24 protein-coding genes are annotated in these 20,751 nt (G+C 61.1%); 16 read left to right on the top strand and 8 right to left on the bottom strand.

Annotated elements, in window-relative coordinates; genetic code table 11:
- Positions 1 to 13: 13 nt before the first annotated feature.
- The 5 genes from BPNPMPFG_RS04880 (at position 14) to BPNPMPFG_RS04860 (ending at position 4,397) form a co-directional block, all read left to right on the top strand.
- On the top strand, positions 14 to 1,030 hold the full coding sequence (locus BPNPMPFG_RS04880; protein ID WP_319945975.1) for an ABC transporter permease: 1,017 nt from the start codon (positions 14 to 16) through the stop codon (positions 1,028 to 1,030).
- Positions 1,030 to 2,001: an ABC transporter permease gene (locus BPNPMPFG_RS04875; protein WP_258593524.1), complete on the top strand. Its 972-nt coding sequence runs from the start codon at positions 1,030 to 1,032 to the stop codon at positions 1,999 to 2,001. Before BPNPMPFG_RS04880 ends, BPNPMPFG_RS04875 begins: the two co-directional genes overlap by 1 nt.
- Entirely contained in the window at positions 1,998 to 2,957 is a 960-nt protein-coding gene (locus BPNPMPFG_RS04870; protein ID WP_258593522.1) for an ABC transporter ATP-binding protein, read from the top strand. The genes BPNPMPFG_RS04875 and BPNPMPFG_RS04870 overlap by 4 nt, the downstream gene beginning before the upstream one ends.
- 8 nt (positions 2,958 to 2,965) lie before the next feature.
- Positions 2,966 to 3,952 carry an ABC transporter ATP-binding protein gene (locus tag BPNPMPFG_RS04865; RefSeq protein ID WP_258593520.1) on the top strand — a complete coding sequence of 329 codons (987 nt, stop codon included), beginning with the start codon at positions 2,966 to 2,968 and terminating at the stop codon, positions 3,950 to 3,952.
- Between the two features lie 142 nt (positions 3,953 to 4,094).
- Positions 4,095 to 4,397, top strand: coding sequence for a DUF982 domain-containing protein (locus BPNPMPFG_RS04860; protein ID WP_258593518.1), 303 nt, complete (start codon positions 4,095 to 4,097; stop codon positions 4,395 to 4,397).
- Positions 4,398 to 4,504: 107 nt separating this feature from the next.
- Here BPNPMPFG_RS04860 and BPNPMPFG_RS04855 read toward each other — a convergent pair whose 3' ends face one another.
- Positions 4,505 to 4,864, bottom strand: coding sequence for a YybH family protein (locus BPNPMPFG_RS04855; RefSeq protein ID WP_258593516.1), 360 nt, complete (start codon positions 4,862 to 4,864; stop codon positions 4,505 to 4,507).
- 299 nt (positions 4,865 to 5,163) lie between these two features.
- Here BPNPMPFG_RS04855 and BPNPMPFG_RS04850 point away from each other — a divergent pair, with 299 nt between their 5' ends.
- Together BPNPMPFG_RS04850 and BPNPMPFG_RS04845 are read left to right on the top strand one after the other, a co-directional pair.
- Positions 5,164 to 6,216 carry an HWE histidine kinase domain-containing protein gene (locus BPNPMPFG_RS04850; RefSeq protein WP_258593513.1) on the top strand — a complete coding sequence of 351 codons (1,053 nt, stop codon included), beginning with the start codon at positions 5,164 to 5,166 and terminating at the stop codon, positions 6,214 to 6,216.
- Positions 6,217 to 6,268: 52 nt separating this feature from the next.
- A complete protein-coding gene (locus tag BPNPMPFG_RS04845) occupies positions 6,269 to 6,574 on the top strand; it encodes a response regulator (RefSeq protein ID WP_258593512.1) in 306 nt (101 codons plus the stop codon).
- 70 nt (positions 6,575 to 6,644) lie between these two features.
- Here the strand turns inward: BPNPMPFG_RS04845 and BPNPMPFG_RS04840 are convergent, their stop codons facing one another.
- Both BPNPMPFG_RS04840 and BPNPMPFG_RS04835 read right to left on the bottom strand, forming a co-directional pair.
- Entirely contained in the window at positions 6,645 to 7,505 is an 861-nt protein-coding gene (locus BPNPMPFG_RS04840; RefSeq protein WP_258597064.1) for an alpha/beta fold hydrolase, read from the bottom strand.
- A 588-nt stretch (positions 7,506 to 8,093) separates the two neighbouring features.
- Positions 8,094 to 8,423: a hypothetical protein gene (locus BPNPMPFG_RS04835; RefSeq protein WP_258593510.1), complete on the bottom strand. Its 330-nt coding sequence runs from the start codon at positions 8,421 to 8,423 to the stop codon at positions 8,094 to 8,096.
- Positions 8,424 to 9,427: 1,004 nt separating this feature from the next.
- On the opposite strand from BPNPMPFG_RS04835, the gene BPNPMPFG_RS04830 reads away from it, so the two are divergent.
- From BPNPMPFG_RS04830 to BPNPMPFG_RS04820, 3 genes are read left to right on the top strand one after another with little or no spacing between them, the layout of a single operon-like run.
- A complete protein-coding gene (locus BPNPMPFG_RS04830; protein WP_258593508.1) occupies positions 9,428 to 9,844 on the top strand; it encodes a L,D-transpeptidase in 417 nt (138 codons plus the stop codon).
- Positions 9,802 to 10,554, top strand: coding sequence for a fimbria/pilus outer membrane usher protein (locus BPNPMPFG_RS04825; RefSeq protein ID WP_319945974.1), 753 nt, complete (start codon positions 9,802 to 9,804; stop codon positions 10,552 to 10,554). The genes BPNPMPFG_RS04830 and BPNPMPFG_RS04825 overlap by 43 nt, the downstream gene beginning before the upstream one ends.
- Positions 10,554 to 11,507 carry a Csu type fimbrial protein gene (locus tag BPNPMPFG_RS04820; RefSeq protein WP_413776898.1) on the top strand — a complete coding sequence of 318 codons (954 nt, stop codon included), beginning with the start codon at positions 10,554 to 10,556 and terminating at the stop codon, positions 11,505 to 11,507. Before BPNPMPFG_RS04825 ends, BPNPMPFG_RS04820 begins: the two co-directional genes overlap by 1 nt.
- A gap of 59 nt (positions 11,508 to 11,566) precedes the next feature.
- Here the strand turns inward: BPNPMPFG_RS04820 and BPNPMPFG_RS04815 are convergent, their stop codons facing one another.
- Positions 11,567 to 12,013, bottom strand: a complete 447-nt coding sequence (locus tag BPNPMPFG_RS04815) for a hypothetical protein (protein WP_258593504.1) — start codon at positions 12,011 to 12,013, stop codon at positions 11,567 to 11,569.
- 114 nt (positions 12,014 to 12,127) lie between these two features.
- On the opposite strand from BPNPMPFG_RS04815, the gene dusA reads away from it, so the two are divergent.
- Positions 12,128 to 13,126 carry a tRNA dihydrouridine(20/20a) synthase DusA gene (gene dusA / locus BPNPMPFG_RS04810; protein WP_258593502.1) on the top strand — a complete coding sequence of 333 codons (999 nt, stop codon included), beginning with the start codon at positions 12,128 to 12,130 and terminating at the stop codon, positions 13,124 to 13,126.
- A 7-nt stretch (positions 13,127 to 13,133) separates the two neighbouring features.
- Here dusA and BPNPMPFG_RS04805 read toward each other — a convergent pair whose 3' ends face one another.
- Together BPNPMPFG_RS04805 and BPNPMPFG_RS04800 are read right to left on the bottom strand one after the other, a co-directional pair.
- Positions 13,134 to 13,838 (bottom strand): TIGR02281 family clan AA aspartic protease, encoded by a 705-nt coding sequence (locus BPNPMPFG_RS04805; RefSeq protein ID WP_258593500.1) that lies wholly within the window; start codon positions 13,836 to 13,838, stop codon positions 13,134 to 13,136.
- 7 nt (positions 13,839 to 13,845) lie between these two features.
- A complete protein-coding gene (locus BPNPMPFG_RS04800; protein WP_258593498.1) occupies positions 13,846 to 14,079 on the bottom strand; it encodes a DUF1289 domain-containing protein in 234 nt (77 codons plus the stop codon).
- Between the two features lie 186 nt (positions 14,080 to 14,265).
- Between BPNPMPFG_RS04800 and BPNPMPFG_RS04795 the strand changes: the two genes are divergently transcribed.
- Complete coding sequence (locus BPNPMPFG_RS04795) at positions 14,266 to 15,264, top strand: nicotinate-nucleotide--dimethylbenzimidazole phosphoribosyltransferase (RefSeq protein WP_258597063.1); 999 nt, start codon at positions 14,266 to 14,268, stop codon at positions 15,262 to 15,264.
- A 506-nt stretch (positions 15,265 to 15,770) separates the two neighbouring features.
- On the opposite strand, the gene BPNPMPFG_RS04790 is transcribed toward BPNPMPFG_RS04795, so the two are convergent.
- Positions 15,771 to 17,291 (bottom strand): sensor histidine kinase, encoded by a 1,521-nt coding sequence (locus tag BPNPMPFG_RS04790; protein WP_258593496.1) that lies wholly within the window; start codon positions 17,289 to 17,291, stop codon positions 15,771 to 15,773.
- Positions 17,292 to 17,366: 75 nt separating this feature from the next.
- On the opposite strand from BPNPMPFG_RS04790, the gene BPNPMPFG_RS04785 reads away from it, so the two are divergent.
- The 4 genes from BPNPMPFG_RS04785 to BPNPMPFG_RS04770 all read left to right on the top strand — a co-directional run bounded on the left by BPNPMPFG_RS04785 (position 17,367) and on the right by BPNPMPFG_RS04770 (position 19,944).
- On the top strand, positions 17,367 to 17,987 hold the full coding sequence (locus tag BPNPMPFG_RS04785; protein WP_258593491.1) for a thermonuclease family protein: 621 nt from the start codon (positions 17,367 to 17,369) through the stop codon (positions 17,985 to 17,987).
- A 44-nt stretch (positions 17,988 to 18,031) separates the two neighbouring features.
- Positions 18,032 to 18,643, top strand: coding sequence for a glutathione S-transferase (locus BPNPMPFG_RS04780; RefSeq protein WP_258593489.1), 612 nt, complete (start codon positions 18,032 to 18,034; stop codon positions 18,641 to 18,643).
- 2 nt (positions 18,644 to 18,645) lie between these two features.
- Entirely contained in the window at positions 18,646 to 19,263 is a 618-nt protein-coding gene (locus BPNPMPFG_RS04775; RefSeq protein WP_413776833.1) for a uracil-DNA glycosylase family protein, read from the top strand.
- A gap of 189 nt (positions 19,264 to 19,452) precedes the next feature.
- Positions 19,453 to 19,944 carry an Lrp/AsnC family transcriptional regulator gene (locus BPNPMPFG_RS04770; protein ID WP_006205209.1) on the top strand — a complete coding sequence of 164 codons (492 nt, stop codon included), beginning with the start codon at positions 19,453 to 19,455 and terminating at the stop codon, positions 19,942 to 19,944.
- Between the two features lie 117 nt (positions 19,945 to 20,061).
- On the opposite strand, the gene BPNPMPFG_RS04765 is transcribed toward BPNPMPFG_RS04770, so the two are convergent.
- Positions 20,062 to 20,631 (bottom strand): DUF3299 domain-containing protein, encoded by a 570-nt coding sequence (locus tag BPNPMPFG_RS04765; protein WP_258593481.1) that lies wholly within the window; start codon positions 20,629 to 20,631, stop codon positions 20,062 to 20,064.
- Positions 20,632 to 20,751: the final 120 nt, after the last annotated feature.

Here is a 20,751-nt window from a genome sequence, read left to right as displayed (position 1 = left end):
GAGGGGCACGCCCGTGTCGAACCAAGCTACCGCCATGCCGCGCAAGACGCGAGGGCCCTGGGCCGTCGCGTTTGCGAAGCTGGCAAGGGACAGGGCTGCCATGGCATCCCTGGCCGTGTTCCTCCTCATCGTTCTCGCCTGTCTGAGTGCGCCTCTCTATGCGAAATGGGCTGGTGTGGACCCATTCGCCTCGACGCTCGACGCCGTCATACAGATCGACGGCGCCGACGTTCCCGTGATGGAGCAGTCCACGGAGGGGCTTGGGCTTGGCTACACGCCGCTCGGTCCGACCTGGCGGCTCGGCAATTATTTCCTTGGCGCCGACAGCCAGGGGCGCGACGTCATGGCCAGGATGCTCTATGGCGGTCTCAGCTCGCTGTTGATCTCCGGGGCAGCCACGATCTTCACGCTGATCCTGGGTACGGCGGCCGGACTGGTCGCCGGCTATTTCGGCGGCGTCACCGACACGGTGCTGTCGCGCTTGCTGGATGTCCTGTGGGCGTTTCCGATCTATCTGCTGGCGATTTCGCTTTCCATCGTCACCATCGCGCAAGGCATCTCGATCGGGCCGATCGAGATCGAATCCGGCAGCCTGTGGCTGCCGGTCATCATCATCGGCATCGTCTACGTGCCTTATGTGGCGCGTCCCATACGCGGGCAGGTTCTGTCGCTGCGCCACAGCGAATTCGTGCTCGCCGCGATCAATCTGGGCGTACCGGGATGGCGCATCCTGTGGCGCGACATCCTGCCCAACATCACCACGACGCTGATCGTCTTCGTGCCGCTGATGATGGCGCTGAACATGCTCACGGAATCGGCACTCTCCTTCCTGTCGATCGGCGTGCAACCGCCCGCGGCGAGCTGGGGCACCATCATCCAGGACGGACAGGCATTGCTCTACACACGGCCGCTGGTGGCGCTGGCGCCGGGCCTGGCGATCGCCATTTCCGTCATGGCGCTCAATGTCTTTGGTGACGGCCTGCGCGACGCGCTTGACCCGCGCTCCAAGGTTCGGCTGGGGCGCGACTGATGATCTACGCAATCCTGCGCCGGTTCGGTCAGATGCTGTTCGTAATGTTCGGCATCTCTGTCATCGTCTTCCTGATCTTTTTCGCGACGCCGGGCGCCGATCCCGCGGCGCGCATCGCCGGCCGCAACGCATCGCCCGAAGTGCTGGAAGCGGTGCGCCACAACTTCGGCTTCGACCGGCCACTTTACGTGCAGTATGCAAAGATGATGGAGAAGATCTTCGTCACCGGCGATCTGACCTCCTTCGTCAATCGCGGCTGGAAGGTGGTGCCGGCGGTGCTGGATTCGATCCCGGTCACGCTGTCGCTGGTGTTCGGGGCGGCGATCCTGTGGGTGGTTGTGTCCATCATCATCGGCATCGTCGCCGCCGCGACCCGCGACAGCTGGCTGGACAAGATTCTCATGGCGCTGGGGTTGCTCGGCATTTCCATGCCGGTCTACTGGCTGGGCGAGGTGATGAACCTGATCACCCAGAGCCGCTATCACGACAGCTGGCTGTTCTCCTGGGTGCCGCCGCTCGGCTACAAGAATTTTTCCGACGATCCAAAGGGCTGGTTCCTGACCTTGGTCATTCCGTGGATCACGCTGGCCATTCTCTACATCGGCATCTACGGGCGCGTCTTGCGAGCGGCAATCATCGAATCCCTGCAGGAAGACTATATCCGCACGGCGCGCGCCAAGGGGCTGTCGGAGACCCGCATCCTGCTGCGCCATGCCCTGCGCACGTCGCTCATCGCCTTCATCACCTTGTTCGGCCTGGATTTCGGCGCCCTGGTGGGAGGCTCCGCCCTGTTGACGGAGGTGGTGTTCGGGCTGCATGGCATTGGCAAGCTCACCTATGACGCGCTGCAGAACCTTGATCTGCCGATGATCATGGCGACAGTCATGTACGCTTCCATGTTCGTGGTCATCGCCAACGCGGTGGTCGACTTCGTCTACATCCTGCTCGATCCGCGCCTGAGGACATCATGATACTGTCGGTGCGTGACCTCAGGGTATCCTTCCGTACCAATGACGGCCTGGTGCGGGCCATCGATGGCGTTTCCTTCGATCTCGAAGAAGGTGAGATCCTCGGCGTCGTCGGCGAATCCGGCTCTGGAAAGACCGTGTCGCTGCTGGCGGTCATGGGCCTGATCACCGATCCCAACGCAGCCATCGAAGGCTCGATCCGCTACAAGGGTCGCGAACTGGTGGGACTGCCCGCGCGCGAGCTCAGGCGCCTGCGCGGCAACGAGATCGCGATGATCTTCCAGGATCCAATGACGGCGCTGACGCCGGTCTACACGATCGGCTGGCAGATCGCCGAACAGATCCGTGCGCATCGCACCATCAGCAAGTCCAAGGCAATGGAGCGCGTGGAGGAACTGCTGGCCGAAGTGAATTTTCCCAATCCGCACGAGGCGATGTCGCGCTACCCGCACCAGCTTTCCGGCGGCATGCGCCAGCGGGCGGTGATTGCAATGGCTTTGTCCTGCAATCCGACACTGCTGGTGGCCGACGAGCCGACCACGGCGCTCGACGTCACGGTGCAGGCCGGCATTCTCGATCTCGTACGCAAGCTGCGCGCGACATACAATTCGGCGGTGGTCTTCATAACGCATGACATGGGGGTGGTCTCCGAACTCGCAGACCGGGTCATGGTCATGTATGCAGGCCGCGTTGTGGAACGCGGCAGCCGCATGGAGCTGTTTTCCGACCCGCGACACCCCTATACGCGCGCGCTGCTGGGTTCGATTCCGCCGCTGACCGGTGAAAAACCGCGCCGCCTGCCGGCCATTCCCGGCGCACCGCCGTCGCTGCTGCGATTGCCGCAAGGCTGCGCCTTCGGTCCGCGGTGCCCGGTTCATTACGAGCCCTGCGTGACCGACAAGCCTGATCTTGGCGTCGGCACTCACGCCGCGGCATGCTTCCGGGTGGCGCAGGCATGAGCGGACAGATGAACGATACGGACCGGCCAATCCTCGAAACGCGTTCGCTCGGTAAGCGTTTCTCGATTGGCACCCGCTTTTCCGCCGAAGGCAAGCGAACAGTCCACGCGGTCGACAATGTTTCCCTGACAGTTCGGCGCGGCGAGACTGTCGGGCTGGTCGGGGAATCCGGATGCGGCAAGTCCACGCTGGCGCGCTGCCTTGTGAGACTCTACGACATATCAGACGGTCAGCTCCTTTTCGAAGGTGACGACATCACCTCGAAGTCGCTGTCCGAACTCAGGCCGCTCCGGCGCCGCCTGCAAATGGTCTTCCAGGACCCATCAGCCTCGCTCAATCCGCGCCGGCGCGTCGGCGACCTGGTGGCAGAACCGTTGCGCATCCATACCAGGCTTTCGTCCAGAGAGATCACCAGGCGCGTCGCGGAACTATTTGAGCTCGTGGGGCTGCAGCCGGACCATGTGATGCGGTATCCGCACGAGTTCTCCGGCGGACAGCGCCAGCGTGTTGGCATCGCGCGGGCTATCGCCCTCAACCCCGATCTCGTCGTGTTGGATGAACCCGTCTCGGCGCTCGACGTGTCGGTGCAGGCGCAGATCGTCAACCTGCTCGCCGATCTCCAGGAGAAGCTGAAACTCACCTATATTTTCATCGCCCACGACCTGTCGGTGGTGCGCCAGGTCTCGACCCGTATCGCGGTCATGTATCTCGGCTCGATCGTCGAAGAAGGTCCGGCGGAAGAGGTGTTTGCAACACCAGCCCATCCCTATAGCCAGGCGCTGATCTCGGCGGTTCCTGTCGTGGAGACAACACCTAGCGGGACACGCAAGCGCATCATCCTGACCGGGGACGTGCCGAGCCCGCTCAAACCTCCATCCGGGTGCCGTTTCCACCCTCGATGTCCGATTGCAGTGGAACGATGCCGTTCGGAGCGGCCAGAGGTCAGGGAATATCGACCCGGTCGCAAAGTGGCCTGCCACTTCCCGGCGGTATAGCCGACCATGTTCGTCAACGCATGGATGACCGAATTCGACCTTGCGAATTGCTTAAAGATTCTTTTTTTGCGTGGAACCAACTGGGTGAGGGTGCGTTTCATATGGTTCGATCGGGCGCATCGCGGTCGACCGGGAGGAAACGATGGATTATCTGCATTTCTTTTCGCCCGTGCGAATTTCGCGCGGGCAGGGACATCCTGTTGAAGAAGTCGATAGCGTTGCCGAGGCCATGGTGTTCTTGCGGAAATGGCCGACGGGACGGCGCGGTCCGGTTTATCAGTGCGCGCTGAATTGCTGCTCGGCCGCTCTGTCGGGCCAGATGTCGGCCGAGGAAGCAAGGAAAGCGTTTACAGGCTTTGCCCGCATCACGCGCCTGCTCGACGACGACATGGCGTTGCCGGTGGCCGGCGAAAGCATGGCAAGCGTTTACGCGCTACGGCGGTAGGCGGCTGTTGTCTTGACGACCTTGCAAGAACCCGCGCCGCGGCGGCGCGGGTTGTGTTTGCGATGCGCTGTGAAATGACGCGCGTCGAAATTCGTCAGGGTCAGCCCTCAAGTGACGGAATAACGGTCGATCACCCACAGCCAGGTGCCATCGCCTTGCCGCCGGGCAACCTCGCTGGTCACGTCGCCGTCGGGAAGTCGGGTCGATGTGAGAGCAAGGTCGCCGCAAATGAGAGCTGGCCGCTGGTCGCCCACAGCAAATTTTCGCCCTGACGCCGCGATTTCGAGATAGTAACCGCGAATAGCCTCCCTGCCGCGCAGCAAACGTCCGCCACCACAGTCGATCACCGCATCGGGTTCGAACAAAGCCGTCATGCCATCGACATCGCCGACATGCTGCCGCGATACCAGCAGGGGTTCCAGTTGCTGGGGATCGTAGACAGGTTTTCTCCCGGCTGGATCGTTCATGCTGGCCTCCCAATCTTCCGGAAGAAAACCTATCGTAGAATATTCTCTCGTACGCGTGACAGCTCAAGGAATTTTCTGGTTCAGCGCCGTGAGCGCGACGATCGCCCCAGAGGATTTGTGTGGCGGCGGCCAATTCAACGGGCGCGTGGAACGACTCGCCAATAGAGTGTCGGAAGCGTACAAAGCAAGGGTCGCCAGTGGGCGCTGGCGATTGAAGGAGTCGATCCGCTTTCGCCCCTTAACCACGGGAGAAGCGCAATGGCGGTCAACGGCATAGCGGACACCGACCGGTTAACGACATGTCCAGCGTAGTCGCCAAGTCCGAAGCGCAGCAGGACGCCGAAGCCGAAGTCGAGGGCTTTCATGACGACCTTGGCCCGTTTGTTGTTGCCGCCGAGACAACCCGAATGGCCATGGTTTTCACCGATGCAAAAGAACTCGGCAACCCCATCATTTTTGCCAATGACGCCCTCCTCGCCCTGACCGGATACGCCAGGGAAGAAGTCCTCGGTCAGCCCTTCAATTTCCTGATGGCCGACGGCGCCGACACCAGGGCGCTGAAACGCATCAAGATCGAGTTCGAAGCCAATGTAGAGGCGGGTACGGAAATCCTTTACAGGCGCAAGGATGGCAGCGAATTTTGGGCAGGCCTTTTCGCCAATCCTGTCCAGGACAAGAGCGGTGCCATCGTCCAGTATTTTGCCTCCTTGGTCGATCTGACCAAACACAAGGAGGAGCAGGCACAATCCAAAATGCTCATCGACGAACTGAACCACCGCGTGAAGAACACACTGGCAACGGTACAGTCGATCGTCTGGCAGGCATCGCGAGCGAATTCCGATCCACGGGCGATCCGCGAAGCCGTCGAGTCTCGGCTGTTTGCGCTCTCCCGGTCGCACAATTTGCTGACCCGTGAAAATTGGCACAGCGCCGGGCTGCTCGATGTGCTCCACGATGCCCTCGAACCGTTCGGCGTCACCGACGGGCGGGCAGAGCGCCTGTTGATATCAGGCGAGAACATCCGCCTTTCCACAAGAGCGGCCCTGGCGCTTGGCATCGCCTTCAACGAACTCGCGACCAATGCGGTGAAATACGGTGCGTTTTCCAACGACAAGGGCTCGATCCGGATCGACTGGACAATCGAGCCGACGGCGGAGGGCCTCCGACTGATCCTGACCTGGCAAGAGAAGGGCGGACCGCCGGTTACGCCGCCATTGCGAAAGGGGTTCGGCTCGCGCGTGATCGAGCGCGGCCTGACCCACGAGCTCGAAGGCACCGTGCAACTTGACTATCGCCCGGACGGGTTGATCTGCACGATGAACATTCCGGTACCAGGAATTCGCGATGGATAAACTGCTTTCTGGTCGGCGCGTGCTCGTTGTCGAGGATGAAATTCTGGTCCTGATGATGATCGAGGACATGCTGAGCGATCTTGGATGCCAATCAGTGACCTCAGCCGCCACGATCGAAAAGGCGATTGCCCTGATCGAAGCGCAGACGTTCGATGCCGTCATGCTGGACATGAATCTGGATGGCTACGACAGCAACACCGTGGCCGACGCGCTTGCCGAGCGCGGCGTGCCGTTCATCTATTCGACTGGCAACACCGACCGCGATATGCGCGAAGGCTTCAGCAACCGTGCCGTCCTTCGCAAACCGTTCAGCTTTGATGAACTGACCAGCAAACTCGAAGGCCTGTTTTCTACCTGATCGAGAGAATAAGACTCTCTTGTCTAGCCGGCTGATCATCGCACCTGGCGGGCGGCCCCGAATGTCGGCTCTAGATCGGACGCAAGAAAGCCAGGATTTCCGTCGCGAGCGCCTCTGGCGCCTCTTCAGCCATATGGTGCCCACAGGCGATGCCTTTCCCCTGCAAGCTTGTTGTCCACGGACCCCATACGCCGAGAACATCGCCATAAAGCCGTTCCAGATCATCTTGCATCGACCATAGAACCATGGTGGGACATTGGACCCGTCGGCCGGCCCTCCGGTCATCTGCGTCGTGCAGATGGTCAAGTGAGAGGCCGGCCCGATAGTCCTCGATCATGCCATGGATGACACGAGCGTCGAGAATTGCCGCTTTGTAGTCCGCAAACGCCTCCGCGCCCATCTGATCGGCTGAGCCGCCATACCACGCTTCGGGGTTGACCGTGATCGCCTGTTCCGGCTTGTTGGGCTGGGCAAAGAAGAACCAGTGCCACCACTCCGTAGCGAAGCGGGCGTCGCATCGCTCGAGTGCTTCCAGGATGGGAACGCCGTCCAGAATGATGAGATGCGTTGCTGCGGTCGGATGATCCATTGCCATCCGGAAAGCGGTATAGCTTCCGCGATCGTGACCGGCGACGGCAAAGCGGTCAAAGCCCAGATGGCGCATCAGCGCGATACAGTCCCTTGCTTTCGCGCGCTTGGATGAACCCGCATGATCGTGACTGTCCTCGGGGATCGATGACTGCCCGAAACCGCGGAGATCAGGACAAACCACCGTATGGTTTTTGGCGAGAAGCGGCGCAACACGGTGCCAGGTGGCATGCGTGCGAGGATGGCCGTGCAGAAGCAGGACCGGTGGTCCTGTACCGCCATGCCTGACCCGAAGCGTCGCCTCGGGCAGCTGGATTGTCTCAAGTCGAAAGCCTTCGAACATCAAGGTGCTAAACCTTGGCTGCGGTCGGAGGTTCCACCTCTGATCGGAACCTACACCTGTCGTCGAAGGTTGATGTACCAGACCGGGCGCGCGGAAGAGGCCGAAGTCGAACCGGACTATTCGTCATGCGAGGCACAAATGGCCCACACGAACGGGGACATACCCCAAGACGAGCCTTATGGAGCAATCTACTTTTCAAAGAAGTACGGTCTCACGCTGAGAGACGCCAAGTTCATCATCGCCGCGAATGGACCATCGCGAAGGACGTGTGATGCGGCAGCTGCTGCATTCGTGCGGAATAAAGCCGCGAGGTTCAGGAAGTGGATTCGTTGATTGTGCCAGACCAATGCATCGGCTTTGGCCGTGTGCGTCCAGAAATCAGTTATTTCTTCGGTGTCGAAGACACAGATGCTGGCCGACGCTCATGCAAGGGCGATGAGCCTGTCAGGGCCAAGTTCAGATTCTGGGCGGCAATGTCGCACCTGACACGTAAAGGGCCGAAGTCCTTGGTGATCCGCCGTGCCTGGGCCTGTGTGATCCCGTGCTTTCTGGCAAAATAGGCTGTTTCATAGGGCTTTTGCACAGCGGTTAGCGCCATCTTTTCTTGTTGTCGACCGGCAGAGGACGAACAGCCCCGGCCGAAAACGTATATGTGGCAAAAGGATCCGGCTTGTGAGCGGGATGCCCATAGCCAAATCGACCGCCGAAATCTCCTTCAGCATCTTGATGTTGGGATGGCAATTCGGGCGGCGTACGGACCGAACCGGTGTGGTCGTGATCTTCCGTACCGAGCGTGTCAGGTTTTTTCATGCAGCTAAAGAAATCGTCAGGCCAGTTGGTTCCCTGGTGAACCCGGACATGGTTTCTGAAACCTTTCCAGCAGGGGTGCGAGGCCAGCGGTTCCGTTGGGCTGGTCATGCCTGATAGGTCCATTGGAACAAGGATGCCGTGCGGAACGTTGGTGGATGTCAAGTGACAGGAACAATCGATGCCCCACAGGGGCAAGAGCGGCGAACGGCGAACCCGGCCGGCGCGCTCAGGAGGTGCATATGGATATCACCACAATTCTGGTCATAGTTCTTATTGTTATTGTGCTGGGCGGTGGCGGTTTTTACGGTCGTGGACGCTGGTACTAGGGTCCCGTCGTGGATAATCAGCACAACAGCATTCTGGAGGCTCGCTGGCTTCTTGCGGTACCCCTCTCGCTTGTTCTTGCGGTCCTTTTGGCCGGCTTCGTCCTTGGCTGAACCGTGTCGGACGGTAAGTCATTCTTCGAGGCTTCCAGGAGCATTGGCGCGAGCTAAAGAGTGATGGGCTGGCAGTGATATCTTCCTGCTGCTGCTGCTCGATCGGGTGAACGGGCCAGTGAGCAGAGATCGCGATTGCGTCAGCAATCACGATTGCGTCAGCGCGATAATCCCATGGTTCATCATATGGTTGATCGTATATAACGTCCGCGATGCGTGTTCGGACCACATTTCTGGCGATGATTTTTTGCGTCGTTTCCACGGCGGCTGGGATTTGGCCTGCCATGGCTTTGGCATCCTCCCTTGACGCCCCGCTGGGACGTGTTGAGGTGACAGTCGGGAGCCCTTCCAACACGGTTGAGCGGTCGTCTTTCAGGCCGTGTTTCAACACGGTCAAAACAGCCTCGGTGCCATGTTTTCCGCAACTCAGCTTGTCCGGCGCGCCACAGATCGGATTGCCTGTCGCGATCGCATCGTCGCGGCCTTACTTCAGGCCGGCCCCGATGAAGGCCATTCCTGCCGAAGCACAGCTTAGGCCGCCGAGACTTCTTCCCGCGATCTGACTTTCAAAGGCGCCCCTACGAATATTGGTACCGCGCCAAACCCTCTTTCAATGAACATTGCGAGCGCCCTCGAGGCTGTTCGAAAGGTTGAACTATGAAAACCCAACTCTTGATGGGGCGCAGGCAGTTTCTGTTTGGCGCCACCGGGCTGGCAGCTGCCGCTGTGGCAGGATGCACGACGACACCGCCGGCCGCGTTTGTCGCCGACACACGACCAGCGATGCCGGACCCTGCAATGATGTACGCCGCCATCCCCGGCGAAAAGTTTCCCGTGCCAGCGGCACGGATCGATTTGATCGATCCCAAGTATTATCGGCAGGCTGTGAAAGATCCAACCGGCGAGAAGCCGGGGACGATCGTCGTCGATACCCCAAAGCGCTTTCTTTACCTCGTCCAAGAAAACGGTCGCGCCATCCGGTATGGAGTCGGTATCGGACGCGATGGCTTCGCCTGGGGTGGGCGCGCGAAAATCCAGTACAAGCGCAAGTGGCCAAAGTGGACCCCGCCACCAATGTCGTCGCCGATGTAAGCAAGTCAGAACGTCCGGAAGACGGCAGCGTCGGCTGGCGGCTATCAACATCCGAGGGGAACACGCCGAACCGTTCGGCCGACGTCAGCTACCGTGCGCCGGTCGCCCGCGTCGAAGCCGGCGTCCAGCAGTACGGTAATGACTTTCGAGCAACGGCGGAGGTGGACGGCGCGATCGCTCTGGCCGGAGGCAGCGTGTTTGCCACCAATCGCATCGATGACGCCTTTGCGGTCGTTGACGCTGGCGTCCCCGGGGTAGCGGTGCAGTACCAGAACCGGCCAATCGGTAGGACCAACAGCCGAGGCCTCATCCTCATACCAGGGCTAAAGTCCTACGAACCGAACACCGTCTCGATCGATCCGAGCAACCTGCCCGTCGATGCCGATGTACCGTCTACCAAAGACATTGTGGTCCCAGCCGACCGCAGCGGCGTCGTGATTCGGTTCGGAGTGTCGAACAAGCCCAAGGCAGCACTGGTTTCGTTCATCGATAAAGGGGGTGCCCCGCTTGAAGCTGGGGTGAGTGGCAGGCTGGAGAACAGTCTTGAGACCTTTGTCGTTGGCTATGACGGCGAGGCCTATATTCATGGCCTTGAACGGCAAAATGCCATTGTGATCGAACGCGCCGACGGGAGCACGTGCGCGGCCCAGTTTGCCTATGATCCAGCTCCCGGCCAACAGGTTCAGATCGGAAACGTGGTGTGCCAATGATGCCTTCCTGGAAGACGCTTCGACTTCTCCCGCTGGTGTTGATGTCGCTCTGGCCGACGCTGGGCTGGGGCCAAAGTTGTAGCTTCGGAGTTTCCGCGTTGAGTTTCGGGAACGTCGACACGCTGTCCGGAGCCCAGGCGAACTCAACTGCGACGGTAAGCTACAATTGCACCGGCATATTGCTTCAGCGCATCCTGATCTGCCCCAATATCGGCAATGGGACTGGCGGCGCGACGGCCGCTGCCCGACAGATGCTGAGCGGTGCAAATAGTCTCAACTACCAGCTTTTTTCGGACGCGGCGCGATCCGTCGTCTGGGGTTCCTATGCGTGGGCATTCCCGGCTCGGGCTCCTGCAATTGCTCTGACACTGGGCGTGCTAGGTTCCGGCTCTGGAAGTGCAACAGTCTATGGTGCCGTCCTCGGCAGTCAGGCCACAGCGCCGCCAGGCAGCTACCTGTCGGCATTTTCTGGTAGCGATGTCGAGTTCCGCTATCAGTACTCCAGCGGAAGTACTTGCAACACCGGCGTGGGCACCATCGCGCGGCCGAGCTTCAACGTCACGGCCACTGTTCCGGCGAATTGTTTGGTTGCGACCCAGAATATCGACTTTGGCCCCCAAGGCGTCCTGAGCGCCAATGTTGACGCGACCGGCACGGTTTCGATCACATGCACACCGGGGAATGCCTATACCGTGGCTTTGAGCAATGGGCTCACAGGTACAGGCCCAACGGGCCGGCTCATGACGCTGGGCGGCGAGTCAGTTACCTACGGATTATACAAGGACACCAACCGAACCCAACCTTGGGGCGATCCCTCGACGCCGGGCAGCACGGTATCAGGCACAGGCAGCGGAGCGGCACAGAACGTTACCGTCTATGGTCGCGTGCCGCCCCAGACTACGCCCTCGCCTGGCGTGTACAGCGACACCATTATCGTCACCGTAACCTATTGATGCCACTGGACCAATGATCCCGATTTGGCTCCGCCATTCGATCAAGTGTTAGGTCTTCCTCAGCGCGAATACACCTCTGCCAAATCGACCTTGACAGGTAGACCGTGAACGGCGGCAGCATGAGACAGGATAAGTTTTACAAAGCCGATGTCGATGCCGAGAGTCATCGGTCCGGCACCTTGGGCGGCCCGGTCGCGACCAAAACGAATGAGCCGTTCGCGATCGAGAGCCGCGATGCTGCACTTCCCCAGATGTCTTTGGAGCATATCGAGGGCTGCGGCCTTGGAGCGGCGAGGGGACTTGCCTACATCGCACATGTCGTCGATATGAAGGTCGATGAGTTCGCCGAAAGTTTTTAGGCGCGCTATACGGGACTTAGTTGGCGTCTCACCCCGATCGACTTGGCGCTCGGTTTCGGTCGCCCTGTGCCGTGCGTCGTCTCGGCGCAGGAACGCTGACATAGCGACCTCTGCGACGGACCTGGAGAGCTTTGTGTAGGTGGCCATTTTTCGTGTGCGCTCCATGTGCACTGAGAGATCGAAATGTGGCGAAAAGGGTCGTATTCTGGCGTAAATTCGTGTGCACTCGGCAGGTTCTAACGATTTGATGTTAAAGAAAAAATGCTGAAAAATCAAGATCATAGAGTGGCCGTGGCGCCCATGATGGACTGGACGGACCGGCATTGCCTGTTCTTCCATCGCCAGCTGACGAGCCGTGCGCTGCTCTACACCGAGATGGTGGTGGCCGACGCGGTCATTCATGGCGCACGCGAAAGGCTGCTCGGCTTCGATCAGGCCGAGCATCCGGTCGCCCTGCAGCTTGGTGGCTCCGATCCTCGCAAGTTGGCCGAGGCGGCGCGGATCGGCGAGGCCTTTGGCTATGACGAGATCAACCTCAATGTCGGCTGTCCGTCCGACCGCGTCCAGTCGGGCACCTTTGGCGCCTGCCTGATGAAAGTGCCTGATCTCGTCGCCGGCTGCGTCGCGGCGATGAAAGCGGCGGTGAAAATTCCCGTCACCGTCAAATGCCGCATCGGCGTCGACGAGCAGGATCCAGAGCCGGCGCTCGATGCGGTGGCGGACGGTGTTTTCGATGCCGGTGCCGACGCGCTGTGGGTGCATGCGCGCAAGGCATGGCTGGAAGGGCTGAGCCCCAAGGAAAACCGCGACATCCCGCCACTCGACTATGGCCGCGTCTATCGGCTGAAGGCCAGAAAACAGAACGAATTCATCGGTATCAATGGCGGTATTCAATCGATCGAAGAGGCGCGCGCGCATCTCGATCACGTCGACGGCGCCATGCTTGGCCGCGCCGCCTACCACACACCAGGCATTCTGGCCGGCGTTGACGCCGCCTTCCATGGCGCCAGGTCGGAAGCGTTCGATTTCACCGCGCTGATCGACGCCATGGCCGGGTACGCGGCACGCCATATCGAGCAGGGCGGGAGGCTTGGTCATGTCACCCGCCATATGGTCGGGCTGTTCCATGGCTTGCCTGGCGCGCGCCGCTACCGCCAGATCCTGTCCACCGAGGCGACCCGGCCTGGCGCCGGACCGGACGTGCTGAAGACGGCTTTCGCGGCCGTCGAATTTGGTGGAACAGCCGCCGAAGCGGCCTGATCTAGCTTCAGTCCCTGAGGATCATGCGGTCGCCGCGCACGTCGAAGCCCGACAGCGAGCCGATGAAATTCATGCCGAGCAGGCTCTGGCTGAGCATGCCGGGTGCTGCGACCATCACCGACATGTCCTTGCGCACGATGCCGCCGATCGCCAGTTGATCGGTCCTCACGGCCGCGGCGCGCGCCATGCCGTTGGCGGTTGAAACCGGTATGGTGTAGTTGAGCGCGGCTGGATTGAAGCCGGCGGCTTGCGCGTCCTCGGACGTCAGCACGGTGCTGGTCGCGCCGGTGTCGACCACGGCCCGCACCGGGTTGCCGTTGACCAGGATGCGGGCTTCGAAATGGCCATTGTCCGCCTTGTCGAGCGTCACCGTGGCGTGACCGTCCTCGACGCCCAGCGCCAGCGGGCTGCCAGGAACAAGGCCCGCGGTCACCCGGCTGGCGATATCCTGCAATTCGTAACGATACTGGTAGCCGGCGATCAGCACCAGCACGATGGCCGCCCAGGCGCCGAGGTTGCGGGCCATGGCACCCAGCGGCCGGCCCGAGCGAAGCAGGCCGGCGCCGATCAGGGCGCCGAAGGCGCCAAGCCAGATCAGCCGGCTGAAATCGTAATTCTCGACGCCGAGCGTGCTGCCGGCGGAATCGTTGAGCATGAGCAGGACCACTCCCACCCCGATCACGCCAATCAGTACCCAGAACAGCCGGCTCATCCGCACCTCACGACAGCACGTCGCGTTCGCGCGCCATGCGGGTGCGGCGCGTTTCCCGGCGCGGCCGGCGTTCGACAGTGTCCAACCGGGCAGGCAATTCAGCCATGATGGAGCGGCGCGTTTCCGGCGTCATTCCCATCCAGGCGCCGATTTCCTCGCGCGTGCGACCGCAACCGAAGCAGAAGCCGGTTTTCATGTCGATCGAACAAACCAGGATGCAGGGGGATTCGATGGCCGTCACGACTTTCTCTTGAGGGTTTCCCTATTTCATCTCCACATGGTGCAACCGCAAAGCCAATGCAAGCCCTCGCAATTGCGCCCTCCGTTGCCGCCTTCGCGGTAATGGTGGAGGACGACCCGGGAGGTTGTGCCGACCTTGCAAGGCGGCTATGCCGCTCCCCAACTCCAGGGAATGATCGCCGACGACATGACCAGCGCACTGCCTTTCGATGATTTTCGCAACCTCCTGGCCAATTTGCCGGCGGCCGACACGACAGCCGAGACGCGCGTGCGTACGCTGTTCGCCAAGGCCGACAAGCCCGGCAATTCACTTGGCCGCATCGAAGACATCGCTGCCTGGCTGGCCGCCTGGAGCGGGCGGGCTCCACCAGCCGTGACAAGGCCGTTGATGGCGGTCTTTGCCGGCAATCACGGTGTCATCAGGCAGGGGATTTCGCCACGGCCGGTGGCGGCGACCGCCAATGCGGTCGAGCTTTGCGCCGCCGGCGGGGCCGCGATCAACCAGATCTGCATCGCCAACGATCTTGGGCTGAAGGTTTTCGATCTTGCCCTGCACATCCCGACCGCCGACATATCAGAGGATGCAGCGCTCGACGAGCGCGGCTGCGCAGCCACCATGGCCTTCGGCATGGAAGCGATCGCCGGCGGCACCGATCTGCTTTGCCTCGGCGATCTCGGTGTCGGCAACTCCACCGTCGCAGCCGCTCTGTTTGCGGCACTGTTCGGGGGCAGGGGTGCCGACTGGGTCGGGCCTGGATCCGGCGCCGATGGGGCGATGCAGGCCCGCAAGGCTGACGTGGTCGATGCGGCGCTGGCCTTTCATGGCGGCCATCTCGGCGACCCGCTAGAGGCATTGCGCCGGGTCGGCGGCCGTGAGTTCGCGGCGATTGCCGGCGCCATCCTCGCCGCACGGATGCAGAAGATACCGGTGCTGCTCGACGGATTTGCCGCAACGGCTGCCGCAGCGGTGCTGCATGCCGCCAACCCCACGGCACTCGACCATTGTCTTCTTGCCAGCCTGTCGCCGGAGCCCGCGCACGCCCGGGCCACTGAGCGCCTCGGTCTTCGCCCACTGCTTGATTTCGGCATCGGCCACGGCGAAGGGGCAGGGGCCGCTCTTGCCGCGGGTCTGGTCAAGGCGGCGGCGCTGACCAGTTCAGGCATGGCGGCGGCGGTGCGTGGCTAGTCCAGCAAACGCGAAGAAATAGCGTCATCGTAATCTTGCTCGCTACGGCCGTTGGTGCTGTTTTTGAGTCAGCTCTGTTAATCAATTCTGCGGCATTGCGTTGAATGCAACACGGCAACGAAGTAAATAGATGCCGATGAAGGATCCTCTCGTACTCGTCGCTGCGTTCTCTGCACTGCTCCTGTCGCTTTTACTGTTCAGCGGTGGAGTGTCGGATGCAGGCCAATTCCCGTGTCGTATGTATATGAGCGTGTCGGGTTCGGACCGTCATCCTCCGCGTCGCGACAGTCTCACCTGGCCGCTGTACTCGACATGTTACTGCGTGATTTGCGGGATCAAACTTTAAGCCGGCCACGCAGTTGGATTACGGGATAGTGCACTTTTATCTTGGCAGTTCTGGACCGGACTACCGAGCAAACCGAAGAAGCCGTCAAACGGGGAAGCCGGGCGAGCGTCAGTCGGGTCTTGCGTGTCGGCGTAAGACATCAGGAAGCAAGGATGAGGATCTATCGCCGTCGCGCCGCCACCGCCGCGGTCGGCAGCGCGGGCAATTCCTCCATCACCCGGCTCAGCGGGAAGATGGCGATCGCCTCGGTGCCTTCGCGCAGTTTGGAGTGAAGTTCGAACTCGCCACCATGCATGGCCAGCAGCCCTTGCACGATCGGCAGGCCAAGCCCGGTGCCTTGCTCGGCACTCTTGATGGCAATCGAGCCCTGGCCGAAGGCCGAGAGCACAATCGGGATTTCGTCTTCGGGTATGCCCGGCCCATTGTCCTTGATCGAAATGTATTGGCCACCGCCCGCCGTCCAGCCGACGCGGACGCGGATTTCGCCGCCGGTGGCGGTGAATTTGATGGCATTCGACAGAAGGTTGAGCGTGATCTGCCGCACCGCCCGCTCGTCGGCGAACAGGCGCGGCAGCTCATGCTCGAAATCCTGGACGACGCGGATATCCTTGTTGCGCGCCTTCAATTCCATCATGTGGCAGCAATCCTCGACGATGCCGAGCAGCATCACCGGCTCTTCATTGAGCTGGTAGCGGCCGGCCTCGATGCGCGACAGGTCGAGGATCTCGTTGATCAGGTCGAGCAGATGCTGGCCGGATTCATGCACGTCATGGGCGTAGTCGCGATAGGTGGGATTGCTCATCGGGCCTAGCACCTCGTTCGACATCACCTCGGAGAAGCCGAGAATGGCGTTGAGCGGCGTGCGCAATTCGTGGCTCATCGAAGCGAGGAACCGCGACTTCGCCAGATTGGCGTCTTCGGCCCGCCGCCGTGCCTCGTCCGACATCGATTTCGCCGTCTCCAGCTCAGCGATCAGCGCATCCTTCTCCGAGCGGAACGACAACAGCATCAGGGACGCGCGGTTGAGGTGACGGGCGACATAGGCGAAGAAGGGCAGCGATACGACCAGCAGCCCGGCCATGACCGCCTCGACAGGCATCCAAAGCTTGGCCCCGGCATAGGCGTAGAGCGCCACCGGAACGGCAAAGGTAACCAGCAAGGCGCCGCGCAACGATGAGGTCATCACCGCGGTCGCCGCCATGGCCAACAGCAGCACCGCAGCCTTGACCGTCTGGAACTGGTCGACCTGACAGGCGCCGCAACCGAGCCAGACGAACCAGCCCCAGCCGAGACCGCACAGGAAATGGCCGACCAGGAATTCTCTTCGTGTTTGCAAAGGGTTGAGCGCGGAAGCTTCAGTTCGCTCAATGCGCCGCGCCATGAAGGCGACGATGGTGTAGCAGGTGAGCGTGAACAGTGCCCAGAGGCCGATCTCATTGTCGACGCCGGCAAGCCGGCCGGCTGCCGCGATCGCCAGGACGAGCAGCGGGATGGCGATGGCGCCGCTGGTCATCGCGCGGGCGTGGAGTTTTAGCAGTTCGCGATCGAAATCGGGATTACCGGCCTGCTGCGAAAGACGGTCGCGCGTCTTGCGCACCGCACGCGCGACATCACTGTTGCGATGACGTTTCCTGCGGTCCACAATGAACTTGTCCGCTGTGTTCGAGCGTTGCAAGGGCATCAAAACTTCAATTTATGCGAGCAGCGGTTTCCAAGTGTTAAGCTACGTTCGAATGATTAACCAACCGTTTGCCATATGAGCCGTTCATGGGGCCCAAGGCCGCGCCGGCGATACGCCGCGCCGCCCCGAAGCCTGTGGCGCCGGCTGGCGGATTATGGGCTTGCCGTCATCATTCTTGGACTGCTGATCCTGCTCGCAGCCCGCCTCGACCGGGTGGAGACGCGCAAGACGGAAGGTGCGGCGATCGTCAACGATGGCGATTCGATCACGCTTGGCGCCGAGCGCATCCGCATGCGCGGCATCGACGCTCCGGAATATTCGCAGACCTGCCGCAGGAATGGCGCCGACTACCCCTGTGGCACACTTGCACGCCAGTCGCTGGTGCGGCTGATCGCCGGTAAACCGGTTTCCTGCACCGGTTGGCAGCGAGACCGCTACGGCCGGTTGCTTGGTGACTGCACCGCCGGCGGCAAGGATCTCAACCGTGCCCAGGTCGAAGCGGGCTGGGCGGTTGCCTATGGCGACTTCGACAGCGAGGAAGCTATCGCCCGCGCGGGAAAGGCCGGCATCTGGGCGGGTACATTCGACCAGCCGCAGGACTGGCGCGACAGCCATCACGGCGAAGTCGTCGAGAGAAAGCACGGCACATTGGCATCGATCGGCGATGCCATGCGCGAGGTCTTTCGCTTCTGGTGAGGCGCATCTTGGAACTGAGTCGAGAAACGAAAAGGGAGGATGGAATGAAGCTCTTCGACGGTGGCCGGGCGCCCAATCCACGGCGGGTCCGGGTTTTCCTTGCCGAGAAAGGCATCGCTATACCCTTGGTGTCCGTCGACATGGGCGCGCTGGAGCACAGACAACAGGCGGTGAGTTCGCGCAACCCCCTGCAGCGCCTGCCGGTGCTGGAACTCGACGATGGCACGATCATCACCGAATCCGTCGCCATCTGCCGCTATTTCGAGGAGTTGCATCCCGAGCCGTCCTTGTTCGGGCGTGGCGCGCTCGGCAAGGCGCAGGTCGAGATGTGGCAGAGACGGATGGAATTCAACCTGCTCAGTTGCGTCGCGCAGGCCTTTCGTCACATCCATCCGGCCATGAAGGAGTGGGAAATCCCGCAGATCGCCGAATGGGGCGAAGCCAACAAATCGAAGGCGGTCGAATTCCTGAAACTCCTCGACGATGAGCTGGCGAACCGGGACTTCGCCGCCGGCGACGCCTATTCGATCGCCGACATCACCGGGATGATCGCCATCGACTTCATGAAACCGGCGCGCATCAAAGTGCCGGAAGAGTGCGAAAATGTGCTGCGTTGGTATCAAACGGTTTCGAGCCGGCCGAGTGCAGCGGCCTGAGAATGACCGCGGAACTCGATAGTTTTGCCGCGACGGTTCGGGCTTGCCGCATTTGCGTCGAAAATCCGATCGGACGGCCGTTGCCGCACGAACCGCGGCCGGTGCTGCGCCCCTCGTCCAGCGCCCGCATCCTGATCGCCAGCCAGGCGCCGGGGACCAAGGTGCATCTGTCAGGCATGCCGTTCACCGACGCCTCCGGCGACCGCTTGCGCAGCTGGCTCGGGGTGACAAGCGACGAATTCTACGACATCGAAAAATTCGCCATCGTGCCGATGGGCTTTTGCTTTCCCGGCCAGGATGCCAAGGGCGGCGACCTGCCGCCACGGCGCGAATGCGCGCCGGCCTGGCGCGCGCCTTTGATGGCCCTGATGCCACGGATCGATCTGGTGCTGACGATCGGCATCTATGCGCAGTCCTGGCACATGGGTACGGCGCGCCGGCCCTCGCTGACGGAAACGGTGATGGATTGGCGCGCCATCTGGGACGCGCCCGGCAGTCAAAAGGTGCTGCCGCTGCCACATCCGTCGTGGCGCAACACCGGCTGGCTGAAGAAGAATCCATGGTTTGAAATGGATTTGCTGCCATTCCTGAGATCGGAAATTCGCTATCGTCTCGACTGACCTTTCAGCAAGAAAACACTCGCTTTTCGCCCGATCGGCAGAATTTCTTTCTTGTGAAAGGCCCTGATAAGGCGGAATATAGCCAATCTATTCCCCATAGCGCGCCGCGACTGAAGGGAAGCCGTGACGCGCTTTGAATTCTTGTTTTCCGCATGTCGTTACCCCGGCGACATGCATCAGGAGCAAAAAATGGACCGCCTTGATAGAAAAATTCTCCGCCTTTTGCAGGAGGACGCGACACTCGCGGTCGCCGACGTTGCCAAGAAAGTCGGACTGTCGACGACACCTTGCTGGCGGCGCATCCAGAAGCTCGAGGAAGAGGGCGTCATCAAGCGGCGTGTCGCCATTCTCGACCATGAGAAGGTCAATGTGCGGGTCACCGTCTTCGTCTCGATCCGCACCAATTCGCACAGCCATGAATGGCTGCGGCGGTTTTCCGAGGTCATCCAGGAGTTTCCGGAAGTGGTCGAATTCTACCGCATGAGCGGCGATGTCGACTATCTCTTGCGCGTCGTCGTGCCCGACATCGCCGCCTACGATGCCTTCTACAAACGGCTGATCGCCAAGATCGAGATTCGTGACGTGTCGTCGTCGTTCGCCATGGAGCAGATCAAGTACACGACCGAGATTCCGCTCGACTACATGGTGCTGGACAAGGAATCGGGCGCCAACGCCGCTTGAGCTAGAGCAATTCCAGGAAAAGTGGGTAGCGGTTTTCCGTCCGGAATTGCGTCAAAACCAAAGAGGTAGAGCGGTTCTGCGTTTCCGTGAAACGATGAACCACTCTAACGGGGCCGCTCAGTTCTTCTTCTTCTTGTTGAGGAAACTCCAGGGTGAGTTCACCGGCAGCGTGATCGTGTCCGGCACGCTGTCGACGCTCACCACCTCGGCCTTGCGTACGATGTAACCGGACTGGATGACGCTGATGCCGTCGAGAATGAAGAGCTGGCTCTTTTCCATGTCCGGCTTCAGCGCCCCGGTAACCAAGACCGGCTGGTAGGCTTCCGAAAGCTTGTAAGGGTGGGTCGGCGTGACCAGCACGATCTGGTTGGGCGGCGGCGTCGGCATGTGGCTGCAGGCGCCCGTCCACGGCACCAACAGGAACTGATAGACAAGGTCGCCGTCGCGGTCGACCGGAAGTGCATAGCCGGCTAACTGAATCGTTTTATCCTGCAGATTGAGGGACAGCGTCTCGCCGTGGTCGGGCATTTTTGCCGCGATCATCGGCAGTCCGGCGCCTTCGGCGGCGGCCTGGGTCGCCGGGCGCAGATCCTTCCAGAATATGTGCGCGGTCTCGGCAGAGGCATGGCCGACGAAAATGCCAAATGCCGCAGCCAGGATCGCACCTGATTTGAAGCTATTGCTCATGGGCTCCATTCTTGGCCAATCTGTCGCCGGGATCGAGTCAAACTCGTCGTAATTCTAGCATTTGATGTCAGAATATGTCGTGCCGTGAATGCACATCTTCGCTCTTGCACGCAATTCGAG

The sequence above is a fragment of the Mesorhizobium sp. AR07 genome (genome assembly GCF_024746815.1).
Lineage (GTDB): Bacteria > Pseudomonadota > Alphaproteobacteria > Rhizobiales > Rhizobiaceae > Mesorhizobium.
The sequence above is the reverse complement of the archived record's forward strand: the minus strand, read 5'-3'. Positions and strand labels throughout refer to the sequence as shown.

What these genes read in the sequence shown, in the direction of transcription:
- BPNPMPFG_RS04875 (WP_258593524.1), top strand. Translation starts at nt 1,030, where the DNA reads ATGATCTACGCAATCCTGCGCCGGTTCGGTCAGATGCTGTTCGTAATG.
- BPNPMPFG_RS04870 (WP_258593522.1), top strand. Translation starts at nt 1,998, where the DNA reads ATGATACTGTCGGTGCGTGACCTCAGGGTATCCTTCCGTACCAATGAC.
- BPNPMPFG_RS04865 (WP_258593520.1), top strand. Translation starts at nt 2,966, where the DNA reads ATGAACGATACGGACCGGCCAATCCTCGAAACGCGTTCGCTCGGTAAG.
- BPNPMPFG_RS04860 (WP_258593518.1), top strand. Translation starts at nt 4,095, where the DNA reads ATGGATTATCTGCATTTCTTTTCGCCCGTGCGAATTTCGCGCGGGCAG.
- BPNPMPFG_RS04855 (WP_258593516.1), bottom strand. Translation starts at nt 4,864, where the DNA reads ATGAACGATCCAGCCGGGAGAAAACCTGTCTACGATCCCCAGCAACTG.
- BPNPMPFG_RS04850 (WP_258593513.1), top strand. Translation starts at nt 5,164, where the DNA reads ATGTCCAGCGTAGTCGCCAAGTCCGAAGCGCAGCAGGACGCCGAAGCC.
- BPNPMPFG_RS04845 (WP_258593512.1), top strand. Translation starts at nt 6,269, where the DNA reads ATGATGATCGAGGACATGCTGAGCGATCTTGGATGCCAATCAGTGACC.
- BPNPMPFG_RS04840 (WP_258597064.1), bottom strand. Translation starts at nt 7,505, where the DNA reads ATGTTCGAAGGCTTTCGACTTGAGACAATCCAGCTGCCCGAGGCGACG.
- BPNPMPFG_RS04835 (WP_258593510.1), bottom strand. Translation starts at nt 8,423, where the DNA reads ATGACCAGCCCAACGGAACCGCTGGCCTCGCACCCCTGCTGGAAAGGT.
- BPNPMPFG_RS04830 (WP_258593508.1), top strand. Translation starts at nt 9,428, where the DNA reads ATGGGGCGCAGGCAGTTTCTGTTTGGCGCCACCGGGCTGGCAGCTGCC.
- BPNPMPFG_RS04820 (WP_413776898.1), top strand. Translation starts at nt 10,554, where the DNA reads ATGCCTTCCTGGAAGACGCTTCGACTTCTCCCGCTGGTGTTGATGTCG.
- BPNPMPFG_RS04815 (WP_258593504.1), bottom strand. Translation starts at nt 12,013, where the DNA reads ATGGCCACCTACACAAAGCTCTCCAGGTCCGTCGCAGAGGTCGCTATG.
- dusA (WP_258593502.1), top strand. Translation starts at nt 12,128, where the DNA reads ATGCTGAAAAATCAAGATCATAGAGTGGCCGTGGCGCCCATGATGGAC.
- BPNPMPFG_RS04805 (WP_258593500.1), bottom strand. Translation starts at nt 13,838, where the DNA reads ATGAGCCGGCTGTTCTGGGTACTGATTGGCGTGATCGGGGTGGGAGTG.
- BPNPMPFG_RS04795 (WP_258597063.1), top strand. Translation starts at nt 14,266, where the DNA reads ATGACCAGCGCACTGCCTTTCGATGATTTTCGCAACCTCCTGGCCAAT.
- BPNPMPFG_RS04790 (WP_258593496.1), bottom strand. Translation starts at nt 17,291, where the DNA reads ATGCCCTTGCAACGCTCGAACACAGCGGACAAGTTCATTGTGGACCGC.
- BPNPMPFG_RS04785 (WP_258593491.1), top strand. Translation starts at nt 17,367, where the DNA reads ATGAGCCGTTCATGGGGCCCAAGGCCGCGCCGGCGATACGCCGCGCCG.
- BPNPMPFG_RS04780 (WP_258593489.1), top strand. Translation starts at nt 18,032, where the DNA reads ATGAAGCTCTTCGACGGTGGCCGGGCGCCCAATCCACGGCGGGTCCGG.
- BPNPMPFG_RS04775 (WP_413776833.1), top strand. Translation starts at nt 18,646, where the DNA reads ATGACCGCGGAACTCGATAGTTTTGCCGCGACGGTTCGGGCTTGCCGC.
- BPNPMPFG_RS04770 (WP_006205209.1), top strand. Translation starts at nt 19,453, where the DNA reads ATGGACCGCCTTGATAGAAAAATTCTCCGCCTTTTGCAGGAGGACGCG.
- BPNPMPFG_RS04765 (WP_258593481.1), bottom strand. Translation starts at nt 20,631, where the DNA reads ATGAGCAATAGCTTCAAATCAGGTGCGATCCTGGCTGCGGCATTTGGC.